This is a genomic window from Phytobacter diazotrophicus (assembly GCF_052061655.1).
Classification (GTDB): Bacteria; Pseudomonadota; Gammaproteobacteria; order Enterobacterales; family Enterobacteriaceae; genus Phytobacter; species Phytobacter diazotrophicus.
Genome location: NZ_CM125428.1, coordinates 5,390,944 through 5,410,591 on the forward strand (window position 1 = coordinate 5,390,944; position 19,648 = coordinate 5,410,591).

18 protein-coding genes and 1 rRNA gene are annotated in these 19,648 nt (G+C 53.8%); 4 read left to right on the top strand and 15 right to left on the bottom strand.

Features of this window, described 5'->3' with window-relative positions:
* Window positions 1-48: 48 nt before the first annotated feature.
* From ACS0RQ_RS26065 to pepQ, 5 genes are all read right to left on the bottom strand, one after another.
* A 16S ribosomal RNA gene (locus ACS0RQ_RS26065) occupies window positions 49-1,590 on the bottom strand.
* A gap of 394 nt (window positions 1,591-1,984) precedes the next feature.
* Entirely contained in the window at window positions 1,985-2,527 is a 543-nt protein-coding gene (gene hemG / locus ACS0RQ_RS26070) for a menaquinone-dependent protoporphyrinogen IX dehydrogenase (RefSeq protein ID WP_271850818.1), read from the bottom strand.
* A gap of 11 nt (window positions 2,528-2,538) precedes the next feature.
* A complete protein-coding gene (trkH, locus tag ACS0RQ_RS26075; protein ID WP_039077071.1) occupies window positions 2,539-3,990 on the bottom strand; it encodes a Trk system potassium transporter TrkH in 1,452 nt (483 codons plus the stop codon).
* Between the two features lie 39 nt (window positions 3,991-4,029).
* Entirely contained in the window at window positions 4,030-4,644 is a 615-nt protein-coding gene (locus tag ACS0RQ_RS26080; RefSeq protein ID WP_271850817.1) for an IMPACT family protein, read from the bottom strand.
* Entirely contained in the window at window positions 4,644-5,975 is a 1,332-nt protein-coding gene (gene pepQ, locus ACS0RQ_RS26085; protein ID WP_079498544.1) for a Xaa-Pro dipeptidase, read from the bottom strand. The genes ACS0RQ_RS26080 and pepQ overlap by 1 nt, the downstream gene beginning before the upstream one ends.
* Before the next feature lie 188 nt (window positions 5,976-6,163).
* Here pepQ and fadB point away from each other — a divergent pair, with 188 nt between their 5' ends.
* The 3 genes from fadB (at window position 6,164) to ACS0RQ_RS26100 (ending at window position 10,166) form a co-directional block, all read left to right on the top strand.
* Complete coding sequence (gene fadB / locus ACS0RQ_RS26090) at window positions 6,164-8,353, top strand: fatty acid oxidation complex subunit alpha FadB (protein ID WP_271850816.1); 2,190 nt, start codon at window positions 6,164-6,166, stop codon at window positions 8,351-8,353.
* Between the two features lie 9 nt (window positions 8,354-8,362).
* Entirely contained in the window at window positions 8,363-9,526 is a 1,164-nt protein-coding gene (gene fadA / locus ACS0RQ_RS26095; protein WP_039077067.1) for an acetyl-CoA C-acyltransferase FadA, read from the top strand.
* Between the two features lie 274 nt (window positions 9,527-9,800).
* Window positions 9,801-10,166, top strand: a complete 366-nt coding sequence (locus ACS0RQ_RS26100; RefSeq protein ID WP_271850815.1) for a hypothetical protein — start codon at window positions 9,801-9,803, stop codon at window positions 10,164-10,166.
* A 46-nt stretch (window positions 10,167-10,212) separates the two neighbouring features.
* Here the strand turns inward: ACS0RQ_RS26100 and fre are convergent, their stop codons facing one another.
* Together fre and ubiD are read right to left on the bottom strand one after the other, a co-directional pair.
* Complete coding sequence (gene fre, locus ACS0RQ_RS26105; protein ID WP_039077066.1) at window positions 10,213-10,914, bottom strand: NAD(P)H-flavin reductase; 702 nt, start codon at window positions 10,912-10,914, stop codon at window positions 10,213-10,215.
* Between the two features lie 60 nt (window positions 10,915-10,974).
* Complete coding sequence (gene ubiD / locus ACS0RQ_RS26110; protein WP_271850814.1) at window positions 10,975-12,459, bottom strand: 4-hydroxy-3-polyprenylbenzoate decarboxylase; 1,485 nt, start codon at window positions 12,457-12,459, stop codon at window positions 10,975-10,977.
* A 179-nt stretch (window positions 12,460-12,638) separates the two neighbouring features.
* Here ubiD and rfaH point away from each other — a divergent pair, with 179 nt between their 5' ends.
* On the top strand, window positions 12,639-13,127 hold the full coding sequence (gene rfaH / locus ACS0RQ_RS26115; RefSeq protein WP_271850813.1) for a transcription/translation regulatory transformer protein RfaH: 489 nt from the start codon (window positions 12,639-12,641) through the stop codon (window positions 13,125-13,127).
* 7 nt (window positions 13,128-13,134) lie between these two features.
* On the opposite strand, the gene tatD is transcribed toward rfaH, so the two are convergent.
* From tatD to udp, 8 genes are all read right to left on the bottom strand, one after another.
* Window positions 13,135-13,917: a 3'-5' ssDNA/RNA exonuclease TatD gene (tatD, locus tag ACS0RQ_RS26120; protein ID WP_271850812.1), complete on the bottom strand. Its 783-nt coding sequence runs from the start codon at window positions 13,915-13,917 to the stop codon at window positions 13,135-13,137.
* Window positions 13,918-13,958: 41 nt separating this feature from the next.
* On the bottom strand, window positions 13,959-14,723 hold the full coding sequence (gene tatC, locus ACS0RQ_RS26125) for a Sec-independent protein translocase subunit TatC (protein ID WP_271850811.1): 765 nt from the start codon (window positions 14,721-14,723) through the stop codon (window positions 13,959-13,961).
* A gap of 2 nt (window positions 14,724-14,725) precedes the next feature.
* Complete coding sequence (tatB, locus tag ACS0RQ_RS26130; RefSeq protein ID WP_271850810.1) at window positions 14,726-15,250, bottom strand: Sec-independent protein translocase protein TatB; 525 nt, start codon at window positions 15,248-15,250, stop codon at window positions 14,726-14,728.
* A 3-nt stretch (window positions 15,251-15,253) separates the two neighbouring features.
* Complete coding sequence (gene tatA, locus ACS0RQ_RS26135) at window positions 15,254-15,508, bottom strand: Sec-independent protein translocase subunit TatA (protein ID WP_039077060.1); 255 nt, start codon at window positions 15,506-15,508, stop codon at window positions 15,254-15,256.
* A 75-nt stretch (window positions 15,509-15,583) separates the two neighbouring features.
* The gene (ubiB, locus tag ACS0RQ_RS26140; protein WP_071195571.1) at window positions 15,584-17,224 is read right to left on the bottom strand and encodes a ubiquinone biosynthesis regulatory protein kinase UbiB; all 1,641 of its coding nucleotides are present in this window, start codon (window positions 17,222-17,224) and stop codon (window positions 15,584-15,586) included.
* A complete protein-coding gene (ubiJ, locus tag ACS0RQ_RS26145; protein ID WP_271850809.1) occupies window positions 17,221-17,826 on the bottom strand; it encodes a ubiquinone biosynthesis protein UbiJ in 606 nt (201 codons plus the stop codon). The genes ubiB and ubiJ overlap by 4 nt, the downstream gene beginning before the upstream one ends.
* 11 nt (window positions 17,827-17,837) lie before the next feature.
* Entirely contained in the window at window positions 17,838-18,593 is a 756-nt protein-coding gene (ubiE, locus tag ACS0RQ_RS26150) for a bifunctional demethylmenaquinone methyltransferase/2-methoxy-6-polyprenyl-1,4-benzoquinol methylase UbiE (RefSeq protein ID WP_039077057.1), read from the bottom strand.
* Between the two features lie 244 nt (window positions 18,594-18,837).
* Window positions 18,838-19,599 (bottom strand): uridine phosphorylase, encoded by a 762-nt coding sequence (udp, locus tag ACS0RQ_RS26155; RefSeq protein ID WP_039077056.1) that lies wholly within the window; start codon window positions 19,597-19,599, stop codon window positions 18,838-18,840.
* Between the last annotated feature and the right edge of the window lie 49 nt (window positions 19,600-19,648).

Sequence of the window (19,648 nt, forward strand, 5' to 3'; positions counted from 1 at the left end):
TTTCATCAGACAATCTGTGTGAGCACTACAAAGGCAGGTTCTTTAAGGTAAGGAGGTGATCCAACCGCAGGTTCCCCTACGGTTACCTTGTTACGACTTCACCCCAGTCATGAATCACAAAGTGGTAAGCGCCCTCCCGAAGGTTAAGCTACCTACTTCTTTTGCAACCCACTCCCATGGTGTGACGGGCGGTGTGTACAAGGCCCGGGAACGTATTCACCGTGGCATTCTGATCCACGATTACTAGCGATTCCGACTTCATGGAGTCGAGTTGCAGACTCCAATCCGGACTACGACATACTTTATGAGGTCCGCTTGCTCTCGCGAGGTCGCTTCTCTTTGTATATGCCATTGTAGCACGTGTGTAGCCCTGGTCGTAAGGGCCATGATGACTTGACGTCATCCCCACCTTCCTCCAGTTTATCACTGGCAGTCTCCTTTGAGTTCCCGGCCGGACCGCTGGCAACAAAGGATAAGGGTTGCGCTCGTTGCGGGACTTAACCCAACATTTCACAACACGAGCTGACGACAGCCATGCAGCACCTGTCTCACGGTTCCCGAAGGCACTAAGGCATCTCTGCCGAATTCCGTGGATGTCAAGACCAGGTAAGGTTCTTCGCGTTGCATCGAATTAAACCACATGCTCCACCGCTTGTGCGGGCCCCCGTCAATTCATTTGAGTTTTAACCTTGCGGCCGTACTCCCCAGGCGGTCGACTTAACGCGTTAGCTCCGGAAGCCACGCCTCAAGGGCACAACCTCCAAGTCGACATCGTTTACGGCGTGGACTACCAGGGTATCTAATCCTGTTTGCTCCCCACGCTTTCGCACCTGAGCGTCAGTCTTTGTCCAGGGGGCCGCCTTCGCCACCGGTATTCCTCCAGATCTCTACGCATTTCACCGCTACACCTGGAATTCTACCCCCCTCTACAAGACTCAAGCCTGCCAGTTTCGAATGCAGTTCCCAGGTTGAGCCCGGGGATTTCACATCCGACTTGACAGACCGCCTGCGTGCGCTTTACGCCCAGTAATTCCGATTAACGCTTGCACCCTCCGTATTACCGCGGCTGCTGGCACGGAGTTAGCCGGTGCTTCTTCTGCGGGTAACGTCAATCAACACGGTTATTAACCGTACTGCCTTCCTCCCCGCTGAAAGTGCTTTACAACCCGAAGGCCTTCTTCACACACGCGGCATGGCTGCATCAGGCTTGCGCCCATTGTGCAATATTCCCCACTGCTGCCTCCCGTAGGAGTCTGGACCGTGTCTCAGTTCCAGTGTGGCTGGTCATCCTCTCAGACCAGCTAGGGATCGTCGCCTTGGTGAGCCATTACCTCACCAACTAGCTAATCCCATCTGGGCACATCCGATGGCAAGAGGCCCGAAGGTCCCCCTCTTTGGTCTTGCGACATTATGCGGTATTAGCTACCGTTTCCAGTAGTTATCCCCCTCCATCGGGCAGTTTCCCAGACATTACTCACCCGTCCGCCACTCGTCACCCAAGGAGCAAGCTCCTCTGTGCTACCGTTCGACTTGCATGTGTTAGGCCTGCCGCCAGCGTTCAATCTGAGCCATGATCAAACTCTTCAATTTAAAAGTTTGATGCTCAATGAATTAAACTTCGTAATGAATTACGTGTTCACTCGTTGAGACTTGGTATTCATTTATCGTCCGAGGACGTTAAGAATACATGTCACTTTGAGTGCCCACACAGATTGTCTGATAAATTGTTAAAGAGCAGTGCCGCTTCGTTTTTCGCTGCGGCGCGGGGTGTGCATATTACGCTTTCCCGCTGCAGAGTCAAGTATTTATTTTCACTTTTCTCTGCGGAATTCTCACCGGCATTCGCCTGAGAACCCCGCTGACCCGGCGGCTTGCTTGCCGTTGTTCCGTGTCAGTGGAGGCGCATTATAGGGAGTTCTTGTGAAGTGACAAGCATAAAATTCAAAAAAATTATCGTTCGCTCACATTTCATTCATAGCGGCGGTTAAAGCGGCGCTTTGCTGTTTAACTGAGCGATTTTGCGCGCAAATTCGGTCACCTGCTGCCAGTCGGTGTAGACCACTTCTTTACGGGGATCTGTTTCACCACCCGTCATCTTCATAATGAGTTGAATCATCAGACGATCAAACCAGCGATAACGCGGGTAACGCAGCGCACCTGCAAACACGACGCATTCATCAGGACGCCATGGCGAACGCAGCAAAAACTTACGGGTGTAGTTGTTAGTCTGTGGGGTGCGTTTCTCGGGCTTGCGCGCGACAAGGTTTACGGAGAAGAACGCGCCGGGCAGCGCATTCAGGTTTTTCTGGTGCTGCTTAACGAAAGTGTCCAGCGCCGGGTTGAAATGACCATAACGAATAGAAGCGCCGATGACGACGCGCTCATAGGCTGACCAGTCAATCGTCCCGACACGATTGAGATTGATCACATCGGTACTCACCCCCAGCTCGCTTAATTGCGAGGCCAGATAAGCGGCAATCTCACGCGTTTGTCCATCACGAGTAGAAAACAAAATTAGCGTTTTCACGTATAGCTCCCTTATTCGCGCCAGAAGGTCGGCGTGAACAGTACCAATAAGGTAAAGACCTCAAGACGACCAAACAGCATATTGGCAATCAGGATCCATTTCGCAATCGGGTTCATACTGGCGAAGTTATCCGCCACTACACCAAGCCCCGGCCCCAGGTTATTGAGCGTCGCCACGACTGAAGCGAATGCGGAGAAGTCATCCACGCCGGTCGCAATGATAGCCAGCATGCTGACGATAAACACCAATGCATAGGCGGAGAAGAACCCCCATACCGCTTCAAGAATACGCTCCGGCAGAGCACGGTTCCCCAGTTTGATGCTGTATACCGCATTCGGGTGCACCAGACGTTTCAGTTCACGGTTACCCTGTTTAAACAGCAGCAGGATACGAATGACTTTCAGGCCGCCCCCCGTCGAACCCGCGCAGCCGCCGATAAAGGCTGAGCAGAGCAGCAGCACCGGCAGGAATAACGGCCAGCGAGAGATACTGTCGGTCGTGAAGCCTGCGGTTGTCGCCATCGACACCACCTGGAAGAAAGCCTGGTTGAGCGTCGTCATCGCCGAACTGTAGACATTATGGAACCACAGCATCACGGTGCAGATCACCACCAGCGTCAACTGTACGCCGATGAACATGCGAAATTCGGGATCGCGCCAGTACACTTTCAGGCTGCGACCACTGAGTAAAGAGAAGTGCAGACCATAGTTACAACCGGAGATCAGCAGGAAGATGGCGATAATGGTGTTAATCGTAGGGCTGTCGAAGTAACCCACGCTGGCATCATGCGTCGAAAAGCCGCCAATCGCGATGGTTGAGAAGCTGTGCCCGATTGCATCGAAAGCGGGCATACCGGCAAACCACAATGCCAGCGCACAGGCAATAGTCAGCAATACATAAATGAGCCACAGCGTCTTCGCTGTTTCGGCAATACGCGGACGCATTTTATTATCTTTCAGCGGCCCTGGCATTTCAGCGCGATAGAGCTGCATTCCCCCGACGCCCAGAATAGGCAGAATCGCCACCGCCAGCACGATGATCCCCATACCACCAAACCACTGCAGCATCTGACGATAAAAGAGAATGGCATGAGGCAACGAGTCCAGCCCCACCAGCGTGGTGGCCCCCGTCGTCGTTAACCCAGAGAACGATTCGAAAAAAGCATCCGTCACCGTCAGATTTGGACTTTCAGAGAAGATAAAGGGCAACGCCCCCACACTACCCAGTACGGTCCAGAACAGCACAACGATCAGAAAACCCTCGCGCGATTTCAGCTCACTCTTTTCACGGCGGTTAGGCCACCACAGCAGAGAACCAATCGCCAGCGCGACAAAAAATGTTTGCGTGAATGCCCTTCCTGCGCCATCACGATAGATAAGTGCAACCAGCCCTGGCAGAATCATCGTCCCGGAAAAGAGAATGATCAGAAGTCCAACAATTCGGGTTATGGCACGAAAATGCATCTCTGCCGCTTCCTTAGGTACGCAAAAATTAGGTGGGGATTATTCTTCAATCTTGTGTAATTGCAACGCACCACGACTGAAATCAGCAAGTTTTGTTGAAAAAGCAGCCAGTTCAGATTGCGGGAGTGCCACCCGAAGCCGAACAAACGCCTCGTATTCACTCGCAACAATCTTGCCAGAAAACTGCCCCAGCAGGGTTTCAACCCCGGTCAACTGCCCATATTCACATTGCAAAGTATATTCGGTTAATAGCGTCTTGCGCAGCGTCGTCAACTGCGCAAGTGCCTGGCTCACACCGCCGCCGTAAGCTTTAACCAGTCCACCGGTCCCCAACAACACGCCACCGTAGTAGCGCACCACTACGGCGGTCATTTCCCCGACCCCACTTCCCATTAGCTGGGCGAGCATCGGTTTTCCGGCTGTACCCGCAGGTTCACCATCATCAGAAAAGCCCAGTTGCTGCGAATCATTCGGCGGCCCGGCTACCCAGGCCACACAATGGTGTCGCGCATCCGGGTGTTCAGCACGTACTGACTCGACAAACGCCTTAGCCGCTTCCACACCATCAGTATGGGCCAGGTATGTGATAAAACGGCTTTTCTTGATCTCTTCGACAAAGGTGACCGGCGCTGCCGGTATCAGCCAGCTATCCATTACGCCAGTTTCAAATCACGCGTCATGTTTTCGATACTGTTTTCGTGAATCACCACGTTGTCTTCGATACGAATACCGCCAAATGGTTTAAGCGCCTCAATTTTCTGCCAGTTGAAGTGCTTGCTGAACGGGCCGTCACGCCACGGCGCCAGCAGTGATTCAATAAAGTAGATACCCGGCTCAATCGTCAGCACCATACGTGGTTGCAGAACACGAGTACAACGCAGGTAAGGATATTTGGACGGCGCCGCCAGGTGCGTACCGGTATCATCCTGCATAAAGCCTGCGACATCGTGCACCTGCAGGCCAAGCGGGTGACCAATGCCGTGTGGCATGAATGGGCCGGTCAGGTCATTCTCGACCATTGCCTCTTCGCTCATATCAGAGATTATCTGATGTTTACGCAGCAGCTTCGCAATACGTTGATGGAACTGGAGGTGGTACTCGGTGTAGTTAACACCCGACTTCATCGTAGCGATCAACGCCAGTTGTTCATCATTAACATCTTTGACCAGATGGGCATAATCGTTATCGCTGTTGGCCGACCAGGTGCGGGTCAGGTCTGCGGCATAACCGTTATATTCCGCCCCTGCATCCAGCAAGAAACTACGCAGTTCTGCCGGTGCGCGATGATCCAGTTTGGTGTAATGAAGGACGGCGGCGTGCTCATTGAGCGCCACAATATTGCTGTAAGGCACATCGGTATCGCGATGCCCGGTCGCGGTCAAATAAGCCAGGTTGATATCAAATTCACTCATCCCGGAACGGAACGCCTCTTCCGCCGCACGATGCCCCATTACCGCCGTTTTCTGCGCTTCACGCATACATGCCAGTTCGTAATCAGTTTTATAGGCGCGGTAATAGTGCAAGTAATCGATCACCCCTTTCGGGTTGATGTTACTGGCAGCAATATCCAGCGAAAGCGCGCGCTCGGGAACCGGGCCGATATACCCAATATTTCCGCGAGCAGCAGGTAACAGGCTGCCAATACCGTCGGCTTTCGGCAGGGCAATCACCTCAACTTCGTCGGTCCAGAAGGAGGTCGGTAACGGCTCAACGTTGTGCCAGTAATCGACCGGCAGGTAGAACCACAGTTTCGGTTTGTTAACGCCATCGACCAGCAACCAGCAATTTGGAACCTGTGTGACCGGAACCCAGGCTTTAAACTGCGGATTGACTTTGAAAGGGTACGGATGGTCGTCGAGAAAGACATTGAACAGTTCACCGGAGTGAATCAACAGCGCGTCCAGTTTAAAGCGGGCCAGCACGTCCCGGGTACGTTCCTGGAGCGTAACGATATGATTTTTATACAGCGCAGCCAGTGAGTCCATCATTCTTCCTTCTGTTTTTTGAGCTCAAGTTTTTGCATCTTAGCATACCTGATCCCGGTAGGGTGATTTCGGCTGAGCGTGATCAAACTAGCAATTCTTTAAAGATAAATTTGCAATTTATTAACATAAAAACCACACTCCGCTTCATCTGGTATGACCAGATCCCTTGCTGGATTCAGGAGACTGACATGCTCTACAAAGGCGATACCCTATATATCAAATGGCTGGAAGATGGCATTGCCGAACTGGTGTTCGATGCCCCCGGGTCGGTGAATAAGTTAGACACGGCAACCGTAGCCAGCCTCGGCCAGGCGCTGGACGTGCTGGAAAAACAGGCGGATTTAAAAGGCCTGCTGCTGCGCTCAGAAAAAGCAGCGTTTATTGTCGGTGCCGATATTACCGAATTCCTCTCTCTGTTCCTGGTTCCGGCAGAACAACTGAGTACCTGGCTGCACTTTGCCAATAGCGTGTTCAATCGCCTGGAAGATTTGCCGGTACCGACCATTTCTGCCGTAAATGGCTATGCGCTGGGCGGCGGCTGCGAGTGCGTGCTCGCCACCGACTATCGTCTGGCGACGCCGGATCTGCGCATCGGTCTGCCGGAAACGAAACTGGGCATCATGCCTGGTTTTGGCGGTTCCGTCCGTATGCCACGTCTGCTGGGCGCCGACAGTGCGCTGGAAATCATTGCCGCCGGGAAAGATGTGGGTGCCGAAGAGGCGCTGAAAATCGGCCTGGTCGATGGCGTAGTTCAGCCGGAAAAATTAAAAGCAGGCGCGGTGGCGATTTTACGTCAGGCGATTAACGGCGATCTCGACTGGAGAGCCAAACGCCAGCCGAAGCTGGAGCCGCTACACTTAAGTAAAATCGAAGCCACCATGAGCTTTACGATTGCCAAAGGTATGGTCGCGCAGACAGCAGGTAAACATTACCCCGCCCCCATAACAGCGGTTAAAACCATTGAAGCAGCCGCTCGCTTTGGCCGTGAAGAGGCCCTGAAACTTGAAAATCAAAGTTTCGTTCCCCTGGCGCACAGTAAAGAAGCCCGCGCACTGGTCGGTATTTTCCTCAACGATCAATACGTGAAAGGCAAAGCGAAAAAACTGACCAAAGATGTCGAGACACCAAAACAGGCCGCCGTGCTGGGTGCGGGAATTATGGGCGGCGGTATTGCCTACCAGTCTGCCTGGAAAGGCGTGCCGGTCATTATGAAAGACATCAATGACAAATCGCTGACGCTGGGTATGAGTGAAGCGGGTAAGTTGCTAAATAAACAGCTTGAACGCGGCAAAATCGATGGACTAAAACTGGCCGGGGTCATTTCCACTATTCACCCGACCCTCGACTATGCCGGCTTTGAGCGCGTGGATGTCGTGGTCGAAGCGGTTGTTGAAAACCCGAAAGTGAAAAAAGCCGTTCTCGCAGGAACCGAAGAAAAGGTAAGCCCGGATACCGTCCTGGCGTCTAACACCTCCACGATCCCCATTTCCGAACTGGCAAGCGTGCTTAAACGCCCGGAAAACTTCTGCGGGATGCACTTCTTTAACCCGGTACACCGTATGCCGCTGGTTGAAGTCATTCGCGGTGAAAAAACGTCTGATAAGACTATCGCTAAAGTCGTGGCATGGGCGAGCAAAATGGGCAAAACACCGATCGTGGTGAATGACTGCCCGGGATTCTTCGTCAATCGCGTGTTGTTCCCTTATTTTGCCGGCTTTAGCCAGTTGCTGCGTGACGGTGCGGATTTCCGCAAAGTCGATAAAGTCATGGAGAAAGTCTTTGGCTGGCCAATGGGCCCGGCATATTTGCTGGATGTGGTCGGCATCGACACGGCGCATCACGCGCAAGCCGTCATGGCGGCGGGCTTCCCTCAGCGGATGCAGAAAGATTATCGCGATGCTATCGACGCGCTGTTCGACGCTAACCGTTTCGGGCAGAAAAATGGCCTTGGCTTCTGGCGCTATAAAGAAGACAGCAAAGGCAAACCGAAGAAAGAAGAAGATGCCGAGGTAAATGCCCTGCTGGCAGAAGTTAGCCAGCCCAAGCGCGACTTTAGCGACGATGAGATTATCGCCCGCATGATGATCCCGATGGTCAACGAAGTTGTGCGCTGCCTGGAAGAAGGCATTATCGCCAGTCCGGCAGAGGCCGATATGGCGCTGGTCTACGGTCTCGGTTTCCCTCCGTTCCACGGTGGGGCATTCCGCTGGCTCGACACGCTTGGCAGCGCAAAATATCTCGATATGGCACATCAGTTCCAGCATCTTGGCCCGCTCTATGAAGCCCCGGCCGGGCTGCGCGAGAAAGCGCGCCACAACGAAGCGTATTATCCCCCGGTTGAACCTGCCCGTCCGGCAGGCGAACTGAAAACGGCTTAAGGAGTCACAATGGAACAGGTTGTCATTGTCGATGCAATTCGCACCCCGATGGGCCGTTCAAAAGGCGGCGCATTTCGTAACGTGCGCGCGGAAGATCTCTCCGCGCACCTGATGCGCAGCCTGCTGGCGCGTAACCCGGCGCTGGACGCTTCTGCGATTGACGATATCTACTGGGGCTGCGTTCAGCAGACTCTGGAGCAGGGTTTCAACATTGCCCGCAACGCGTCATTGCTGGCGGAGATCCCCCATTCCGTACCTGCAGTGACCGTTAACCGTCTGTGTGGTTCATCAATGCAGGCGCTGCACGATGCCGCCCGGATGATCATGACCGGCGATGCGCAGGTCTGCCTGGTTGGCGGCGTGGAGCATATGGGTCATGTTCCGATGAGCCACGGCGTGGATTTCCATCCGGGTATGAGCCGCAATGTGGCGAAAGCCGCAGGGATGATGGGGCTTACCGCAGAGATGCTTTCCCGGATGCACGGCATCAGCCGCGAAATGCAGGACGCGTTTGGCGCGCGTTCTCATGCCCGCGCCTGGGCCGCCACACAGTCCGGGGCATTTAAAAATGAAATCATCCCCACCGGCGGCCACGATGCCGATGGCGTGTTAAAGCAATTTAATTATGACGAAGTTATTCGCCCGGAAACCACCGTTGAGGCGCTCTCGGCCTTAAGACCGGCGTTCGATCCGGTGAGCGGCACGGTCACTGCGGGGACCTCTTCCGCCCTTTCCGACGGCGCATCGGCAATGCTGGTCATGAGTGAAAGCCGTGCCCGCGAGTTAGGCCTGAAACCACGGGCGCGCGTACGCTCGATGGCTGTCGTCGGGTGCGATCCATCCATTATGGGTTATGGCCCGGTTCCGGCATCAAAGCTGGCGTTGAAAAAAGCGGGCCTGACTACCAGCGATATTGACCTGTTTGAAATGAACGAGGCCTTTGCCGCACAGATCCTACCGTGCATAAAAGATCTGGGGTTGATGGAGCAGATTGACGAGAAGATCAACCTCAACGGCGGTGCGATCGCGCTCGGCCATCCGCTGGGTTGTTCAGGTACGCGTATCAGCACTACCCTGCTCAACCTGATGGAGCGCAAAGATGCCCAGTTTGGTCTGGCGACCATGTGTATCGGGCTGGGTCAGGGCATCGCAACGGTGTTCGAGCGGGTATAACACGATGCCGGGGCGCTTCGCGTGCCCGGCTTACAAAAATTGATCTCAAAGACATTGGCGCCAGAACAAGACGGCAAGCGACTACATCCCGATACGCTTACAGAAGTAAGTGATTCGGGCAAATGAGTGCAGCCAACGCAGTTATGGTGTCAATGGCAAAGAAAGATTTAGTTGCCGTTTTCCCGCCTGTCAGGGGCGGGCTTTTTATTTCTTATTCTTCTCTCCATCCCTTACACTCCTCATGGGAGCGACACCACATCGACAAGGGAATGAAATGAAGAACGCTACTCTGGCTTTATCCTGTCTGTTTATTCTGTTACCCACATTCGCACTGGCAGCACAGACAGCACTGGCAAATGAAGAGACCCGTCAGGAACAGATCATGGCACAACACTGCCTGACATTTGGGCTCAATAAGCTCAGAGCCGACAATCCGGGATTACATGCGAAACTGCAAACCGCCAGGCCGAACGCCAGCACCGCGGTTATTGAGCGCTTCGATGAAAATATCGGTAGCCAGCATATTGCGACCCAGGTGACGGCAAACCTCGAAACGAAGCAAGGCGCGACAGGCGAGATGATGTGTCTGTTAGAAAACGATGAGCCGCTGTTTGTTTACTTCTACAACCTGGATGAGTGATTGCTGAAAACCACCACCTTCACGAAGGGGTGGTTTTCGGGAAGGCTTAAATAAACGCGAATGCGTCGCCAAACAGGCGGTCTTCACGTGCACCACGCTCATTGCAGAACAGGTCACGGGCGATTTTCGCCATCTCAAAACGTCCGGCGATATAGATATCATGCTCCGCCAGCGTACCGAAATCCTGCAATACGGCGGTCAAAACGGTTCCGCTGCGGCCACGCCAGTTCTCTTCCGGCTGCTCAACCACCGGCACCACGCGCAGGTTCGGATGATCAACGGACAATGCTTCCAGCTCGGACAGATCGTACAGGTGCTTCTCTTCGCGCCCACCCCAATAAATGGTGATATCACGGTTCGGGTTTTGCTCAAGCGCCGTCAGCAAAATGGAACGCGCGTAGGAGAACCCGGTTCCCCCGGCAATCAACACCAGCGGACGCTCTTCATCGTCACGCAGCCAGGCGTCACCGTGCGGAAGATCCACCACAATTTCCCGGTCTTTCAGGATACGGTCCATCACCGCCATGGCGTAGAGATTTAATTCTGATGCGCCAATGTGCAGCTCGATAAAGTCGTGCTGGCTCGGCGTGGAAGCCAGAGAGAAGGGGCGTTTGTCTCGTTCATCCATCACTACCATTAAGTACTGGCCAGCGCGAAAAGAAAAAGCCGCTTCCGGCACTAAACGGACGCGATATACGGTATCGGTGATGGCGTCTACCGAGGTCACTTTACAGCTTAAGGTTGTCATGCGCTCCCTCTGTCGGGTTCATACTCGTTGTCGTAATGTCTGGCGAAAAACGGCGGCGCGTCAGGCACCTTTACCGTCACTAAAAATGGCCAGTTCATCCCAGATGGCGTCGATACGCGCCGTCACGTCAGGATCTTTCCTGATGGGGCGACCCCACTCTCGTTCGGTTTCGCCAGGCCATTTATTGGTGGCATCCAGGCCCATTTTTGAGCCAAGACCGGAAACCGGCGAGGCAAAGTCCAGGTAATCAATTGGCGTGTTCTCCACCAGTACTGTGTCCCGCGCAGGGTCCATACGGGTGGTGATCGCCCAAATCACATCGTTCCAGTCACGCGCATTAACATCGTCGTCACACACAATCACGAACTTGGTGTACATAAACTGGCGCAAGAACGACCAGACGCCCATCATGACGCGTTTTGCATGACCTGCGTACTGTTTCTTCATGGTGACGACGGCAAGGCGATAAGAACAGCCCTCCGGCGGCAGATAAAAATCAACGATTTCCGGGAACTGCTTTTGCAAAATCGGGACGAACACTTCATTGAGCGCCACACCGAGCACGGCAGGTTCATCCGGCGGACGGCCGGTGTAGGTCGAATGGTAAATCGCATCTTCACGCTGCGTAATGTGCGTGACGGTAAAGACCGGAAAGTTATCGACCTCGTTATAGTAGCCGGTATGGTCGCCATACGGCCCTTCGGGTGCCATCTCTCCAGCCTCAATATAGCCTTCCAGCACTATTTCCGCACTGGCCGGGACTTCTAAATCATTGGAGAGGCATTTGACGACTTCGGTTTTAGTGCCGCGCAGTAACCCGGCAAAGGCATATTCCGACAGGGTGTCAGGAACGGGCGTGACCGCCCCCAGAATCGTCGCCGGGTCCGCACCGAGAGCTACAGAGACCGGGAAACGTTCGCCTGGATGCGCAGCACACCACTCCTGAAAATCGAGTGCGCCGCCGCGATGGGACAACCAACGCATGATCAGCTTATTTTTACCAATCAGTTGCTGGCGATAAATGCCTAAATTCTGGCGCTCTTTTTGTGGTCCGCGCGTTACCGTCAACCCCCAGGTAATCAGCGGCGCGACATCATCGGGCCAGCACTGCATGATAGGGATTTTGGTGAGATCGACATCGTCACCCTGCACCACTTTTTGCTGGCAAGGCGCACCGCGCAGCCGTTTGGTCGGCATGTTCAGCACTTGTTTAAACTGGGGGAGCTTATCGAAGAGGTCGCGAAAGCCTTTTGGCGGCTCCGGCTCTTTCAAAAAGGCCAGTAATTTCCCCACTTCTCGCAGGGCGCTCACCTCTTCTTGCCCCATACCTAATGCAACCCGACGTGGCGTACCGAACAAATTGCATAGCACCGGCATCGTGTACCCTTTCGGGTTTTCGAACAGTAACGCCGGTCCTCCCGCGCGCAGGGTGCGGTCGGCAATTTCCGTCATCTCCAGATGGGGATCAACAGATAATGTAATGCGTTTTAATTCACCCTGCTGTTCAAGCAGCGTCAGAAAATCACGTAGGTCATGGTATTTCATGGGGTTTATAATGGCCTCTTGCTAAGCGCTCTATTATACGGTGTTCATCTTCACGTTGCTGTAATTTTGTTAAATCAAGGTGAAAGAGGACGGTAAGTATTGTCGCCAGTTATAATCAACTTCGCCATCGCCTTAGGCTTTTGGTATGCTTGCTCACCGAACTTTCGGAAAAGAACATTATGCAATCCTGGTATTTACTTTACTGCAAACGAGGCCAGCTCCAGCGCGCCCAGGAACATCTTCAACGCCAGGCGGTCAACTGCCTGACGCCAATGATCTCACTGGAAAAAATGGTCCGTGGTAAACGTACCACGGTGAGCGAACCGCTCTTCCCAAATTATCTGTTTGTCGAGTTCGATCCCGAGGTGATTCATACCACCACGATTAATGCGACCCGCGGCGTTAGCCACTTTGTCCGTTTTGGCGCGAGCCCGGCACAGGTTCCTTCGACGGTTATCCATCAGCTTTCCCTGTATAAACCCGAGGGCGTTACCGACCCTGAAACGCCGTACGCCGGCGATAGTGTGATCATTACCGAAGGGGCGCTGGAAGGGTTACAGGCTATCTTTAAAGAGCCGGACGGCGAAGCCCGTTCCATGCTGCTGCTTAACCTGCTGAATAAACAGGTGCTACAGAGCATCAAAAACACCGACTTCCGTAAAGTCTAATCCTGCGTTAAAGCCTGATGCCAAATAGCGTCTGCACGTTTTGATTCGTCACGTCGCTAAGCCATTGGGCATCTTCACCGCGCAACTGAGCAACACAGGCCAGAATATGCCCCAGATGCGCGGGTTCGTTACGTCTTGATGCCGGTTTCGGCGACAAATCACGCGGCAGCAAATACGGCGCATCGGTTTCTACAAACAGACGGTCTGCGGGGATATGCGGCAACACGTCGCGCAGTTCCAGTCCACGCCGTTCATCACACACCCAGCCGGTAATACCCAGATAGATACCCCGCGCCAGACACGCCTGCGCTTCGTCTAATGTGCCGGTGAAACAGTGCAGCACCGCACCGGGCAACCGGGGAAGCCAGGGATCCAGGAGCGCCAGAAAACGGTCATGGGCATCGCGGCAGTGTAAAAAAACGGGCATACCACGTTCTGCCGCCAGCGCCAGTTGCGCGGAAAAAGCCCGCTCCTGCTCTTCGGGGGTCGAGAAATTACGGTTGAAATCGAGCCCACACTCGCCAATTGCCACCACTTCTGGCTGGGCGGCAAGCTGGCGGAGGGCATCTGCCGTGTCCTGCGTCCAGCTACTGCTATCGTGCGGGTGTACGCCGGCGGTGGACCAGCAGCGTGGGTAGTGTTTTGTCAGTTGTTGCGCCTGCTGACTTTCATGCAGATTGGTGCCGGTCAGCAGCATGCCGCTGACACCCGCCGCCTGCGCGCGCGCCACCACATCATCACGATCTTTGGCAAACTGGGAACTGGTGAGATTCACACCGATATCAAACATACAGCGCTCCAGACAACAACCGCCCTGACGGGCGGCTGGATTTACTCTTCTGTCGTGGTTTCTTCTTCGCCTTCGTCAACCTGACGGCGTTTGCCGGTGTAGAAGCGCGCGAAAAAGACGCCCACCTCAAACAGACAGTACATGGGGATGGCCAGCAACGTCTGGGAGAAAACATCCGGCGGCGTCAGCAACATGCCCACCACAAATGCCCCTACCAGTACATAGGGTCGCTTCTGGCGCAACGATTGCGGCGTTGTTATACCCATCCAGCACAGCAGCACGATGGCGACAGGCACTTCAAACGCGACGCCAAAGGCCATAAACAGCCCCATGACAAAATTCAAATAACTGGCAATATCGGTTGAGACAAGCACGCCTTCCGGTGCCGTATGCGTCAGGAAGCCAAACGCCAGCGGGAACACCACAAAGTAGGCGAATGCCATACCGATATAGAACAGCAGCGAACTGGAAACCAGCAGCGGGATAATCAGACGGCGCTCATGTTTGTAGAGCGCCGGGGCCACAAACGCCCACACCTGATAAAGAATGACCGGTGCCGAGAGAATCAGCGACACCATGAAGGTCAATTTGATCGGCGTGAAAAAGGGCGACGCCACATCGGTTGCGATCATCGTCGCACCCAGCGGCATCTGTTTAATCAAGGGCGCTGAAACTATCTGATAGATGTCATTGGCAAAATAAACCAGCGCCAGAAAGATCACGATAACGGCAATAATGCAGTTTAACAGGCGCTTACGTAGCTCAATCAAATGCGTGATGAGCGGTTGAGTATCATCGACAGCCATGTTCAGGATTTATCACTTGAAGAAGGGGTCGCCTCAGAAGCCGTTTTCGCTTCTGCGGCCTGAGTTACGGTTTTTTTCACCTCCGGCGCATCCTGAATGTCAGGAACCTGCTCCGGTGCGCTGGCCTGCGCTTCTGCCGTTGCCGGAGTGACGCCTTCGTGCTGCGCTTCGTTACCTTTCACCACCGGGTTATGGATAGTGTGCGCTTCATCGCTGGCCTTTTCCGGATCGTTGACGGTATAGGAACGTTTCATCGACTCGGCTGCCTGGCGCAACTCATCCATTGATGCCTTTAATTCCGGCGTCAGGTTGTCCAGGCTGGCTTTCTCAACTTTCTTGAGGCTGTCCTGAAACTCCTGCAGCTTAAGCTCCTGAGTCAGTTCATTTTGCACCGTCGTCGCCAGCGAGCGCAGCGCGCGGATCCAGCCCACAATCGTACGCACCGCAACGGGTAAACGCTGCGGCCCCAGTACCACAAGGCCGATGACGAAGACTAATAGCAGTTCGCTAAAACCAATATCAAACACGAATTACACCTGTTCTTTGTCGTGACGCTTTTCGTCTTTCTTCACGTCCTCTTGCTTATCAGCAAGAGATTTAGCAGTGAAATCCGCATCCTCTGCAGATTTGTCTTTGTCTTGCTTGTCATCATCGCTCATGGCCTTTTTAAAGCCTTTGATCGATGCACCCAAATCGGAACCGATAGAACCGAGTTTTTTCGTTCCAAACAGCAGCACGACGATAACCGCAACAATCAACAACTGCCAAATACTGATACCACCCATACATAGTCCTCTGTAGGAGATGATGAAAACAAGCCACAGTATACGTTACCGTGCCTCCCAGGGGCGATGTTAAAATCAGCGAGTTTTGCGCCAACCGACAATCCAGGTTAATAAACCAATAGCCATTAACCATCCGGGGGCGAAACCCCATTCCGGGCGATTAATCAGCAACAGGGTTCCACTCAACATCAGCGTCGCGCCGATGCCAAACAGATAACGGGATTGCCCCTGACGCACATGGTTGGTCTGCAACTCGCTGGCGATCCTATCAACGCTATGCTGCAATTGCTTACCCTGTCGCAAGCTGTTGTACACCAGTTCAGGAAGCTCTGGCATTTTCTCGATCCAGAAGGGCCCTTTCTCTTTCACCGCTTTCAACAGCGCCGGTATACCCACCTGATCTTTAATCCACGACTCCAGGAATGGCTTCGCCGTTTTCCATAAATCCAGTTGTGGGTAAAGCTGACGTCCCACACCCTCAATATAAAGCAGGGTTTTCTGCAGCAGCACCAGTTGCGGCTGGACTTCCATATTGAAACGGCGTGCGGTGTTAAACAGGTTCAGCAGCACATGGCCAAACGATATTTCCGCCAGCGGCTTTTCAAAAATCGGTTCGCACACGGTACGAATGGCAAATTCGAAATCTTCAACGTTCGTATCCGGCGGCACCCAGCCGGAATCGACATGCAGCTCAGCCACCTTGCGGTAATCGCGGTTGAAGAAGGCAATAAAGTTTTCCGCAAGATAACGCTTATCTTCTTTGTTCAACGACCCGACGATACCGCAGTCGATACCGATATACTGGGGGTTTTCCGGGTGTTCAAAGCTGACGAAAATATTGCCAGGATGCATATCTGCATGGAAAAAACTGTCGCGGAAAACCTGGGTGAAGAACACCTGAACACCGCGCTCAGCCAACAATTTCATGTTGGTTCCGTTTTTCTCCAGTGTCGCCACATCGGAGACCGGAATGCCGTAGATGCGCTCCATCACCATCATGTTCTGGCTACAGTAGTCCGGATACACTTCGGGAATATAGAGCATCGGGCTGTTTTCGAAGTTACGTCGCAGCTGGATAGCGTTCGCCGACTCACGGAGTAAATCGAGTTCGTCGATCAACGTTTTTTCGTACTCGCGCACCACTTCTTGCGGACGCAGACGACGCCCGTCCGGCAGCAAACGCGGTACCCAGCCGGCCAGACGGTAAATGAGTTTTAAGTCCGCTTTGATGATCGGCAGAATGTCCGGGCGGATAACTTTAATGACCACCTCTTTGCCGTTCTCTTTCAACCGCGCGGTATGCACCTGGGCAATGGAAGCGGAGGCCAGCGGCTCAATCTCGAAATCATCAAACCACGCCTCAACGGGCAGACCGCCCATCGCTTTTTCAATCTGCTGTTTGGCCAGTACGCCATCGAAAGGGGCCACTCTGTCCTGCAACATAGCCAGTTGATCGGCGATATGCGGCGGGAAGAGATCGCGTCGGGTCGAGAGCATTTGCCCGAATTTAATCCATACCGGACCTAACTCCTGTAACGCCAGGCGTAAGCGTACCCCAAGCGCTTTCTCTTTATGCCGATTGGGCATCCAGAATAGCGTGCGTCGCCAGAGTCGCAGCGGCAACGTAATACGCATGACGGGGATAAGCTCATCGAGGCCGTAACTCAAAAAGGTCTGGATGATGAAATAGAGGCGCCGAATTTCTCCTGGCGTCATTTGCCCTCCAGTTTATCCAGGCGTTTGCTGAATGCGTCCACTGCGCGTTCTACTGCGGCGGTTTCTTCCGCAAACCAGGCCACTTCCAGTGCCCCAGGCGCCAGACGCCACTCTTCGGTAATCACTTCTGCCACATAGTTCTGCTGGCGCTCAAAGCCGTGGCGCACCAGAAATGCACCGTTACGCAGTGCTTTGCCAATCCCCTCAGCAGCCACATCGCCGGTATAAGGGGCCAGCAGTTCCGCAACATCGAATTCGGCCAGATCCATCAGCGCAACAAGATTTTGCACCACCTGAATATCGCCCTGGACTTCCAGCTCGCCCGAGCGAATCAGCGCAGTCAACTGCTGTCTGTCACGCAGCTTAGGCAAAACGCGAAGCTGGGTAATCACCGTACAATCAGCCTCGCCTTCCCACTCGCCCAGCACATCGACCTGGCGTTCACTAAAGGCCAGCACCAGTGGCGAAGCAAACTCTTTTAGCGCAATGCGCAACACTTTTCCCTGCAACCGCTGCCGGGCAGGTTTAAGCGCCCGCTCGCGATAGAAAAAGGTATTCAGCACACGCTCAACACCCGCAGTCACCAGTGGCTTAAAAGGCATGTGAACTCCTGTCAGAACTTGTAGCCACGATGCAGCGCAACAATGCCTGCGGTCATGTTGTAGTAATCGACGTTTTCAAATCCTGCGCTCTGCATCATCGCTTTCAGGGTTTCCTGATCCGGATGCATACGGATGGATTCCGCCAGATAGCGGTAGCTTTCCGCATCGCTGGCTACCAGTTGCCCAATGCGCGGCAGCACGTGGAAAGAGTAGGCGTCATACACCTTGCTCAGCGGTTCAATAATCGGTTTGGAAAATTCCAGCACCAGCAGGCGTCCACCGGGTTTAAGCACGCGGTACATAGAACGCAGGGCACTCTCTTTTTCGGTGACATTACGCAGACCAAAAGAGATGGTGATGCAGTCAAACGTGTTATCCGGGAACGGCAGCGCTTCGGCATTCGCCTGGACATATTCAACGTTGCCGATAATGCCGATATTGCGCAGTTTTTCGCGGCCCATTTTGAGCATGGACTCGTTAATGTCTGCCAACACTACCTGACCTGTTTCGCCGACCAGACGAGAGAATTTAGCCGTCAGGTCGCCGGTTCCCCCGGCCAAATCGAGAACTTTTTGCCCGCGACGCACGCCGCTACAGTCGATCGTAAAACGTTTCCACAAACGGTGGATGCCCATCGACATTAAGTCGTTCATGACATCGTATTTTGCGGCAACCGAGTGGAACACGTGTGCCACCATCTCGGCTTTCTGATCTTTGGCGACGGTCTGAAAACCAAAGTGCGTCGTCTCTTTTGAATCTTCCGCCATCTTAGTGCCTGCTATTGAAGAAAATGTTCGTGAAGTGTAACAGATTGGGCGAGATTGCCCTACGTTTCAACCCTCCGCTGAACAGTTCATTAAGCGTGTGTTCTATAAGCAGCGGATACGAATCGGTTGTTTTTATTGTGAACCGCAAGCGTGGCAGGTGGGCAAAATACGGATTAATCCCGCCCTGGGAAACAGCAGATAAGCAAAAGGCCGGGCATGCCGGCCTTCATACGGAAAGAAATAATTACAGCAGACGGCGCGCGGCTTCTACCACGATTTTCACCGCATGGCTTTCCGTTTGCTTCATGGTCTCAGCGTTTGGGATTTCCTGCTGGGTACGGTTGACGATAACACCCGCCACCATCCCGGCACGCAGCCCCTGGCTTGAGCACATGGTCAGCAAGGTTGCGGATTCCATTTCGTAGTTCATTACGCCCATGGACTGCCACTCTTCCATAGAACCTTTGAAACGGCTCACCACGCGGCCGGAGAAGGTGTCATAACGCTCCTGGCCTGGGTAGAAGGTGTCGGAAGAGGCGGTCACACCGATATGGGTGGTTGCCCCCACTTCTTTCGCCGCAGCCACCAGCGCGGTGGTGCACTCGAAGTCAGCCACAGCCGGATATTCCATCGGCGCAAAATGCAGGCTTGCACCGTCCAGACGAACAGACGCGGTGGTGACCAGTACATCACCAACATTAATATTGGGCTGAATAGCGCCTGTCGTACCGACGCGCAGGAAAGTGCGGATACCCAGTTGGGCCAGCTCTTCTACAGCGATAGAGGTTGACGGGCCGCCGATACCGGTGGAGCAGACGATGACAGCTTTGCCATCCAGTTCAGCGCGCCAGGAGGTGAACTCGCGGTGAGATGCCAGCTTAACCGGCTTATCCATCAGCGCGGCGATCTTTTCCACACGCTCAGGATCGCCAGGGACGATGGCAAGCGTAGCCCCTTGTAAATCGTTCTTGGTGAGGCCGAGATGAAAAACATCAGACTTGGACATAAAAACTCCTCTGTGATCAGGGTTAGTCAGAAGAAGCAAAACGGTACTT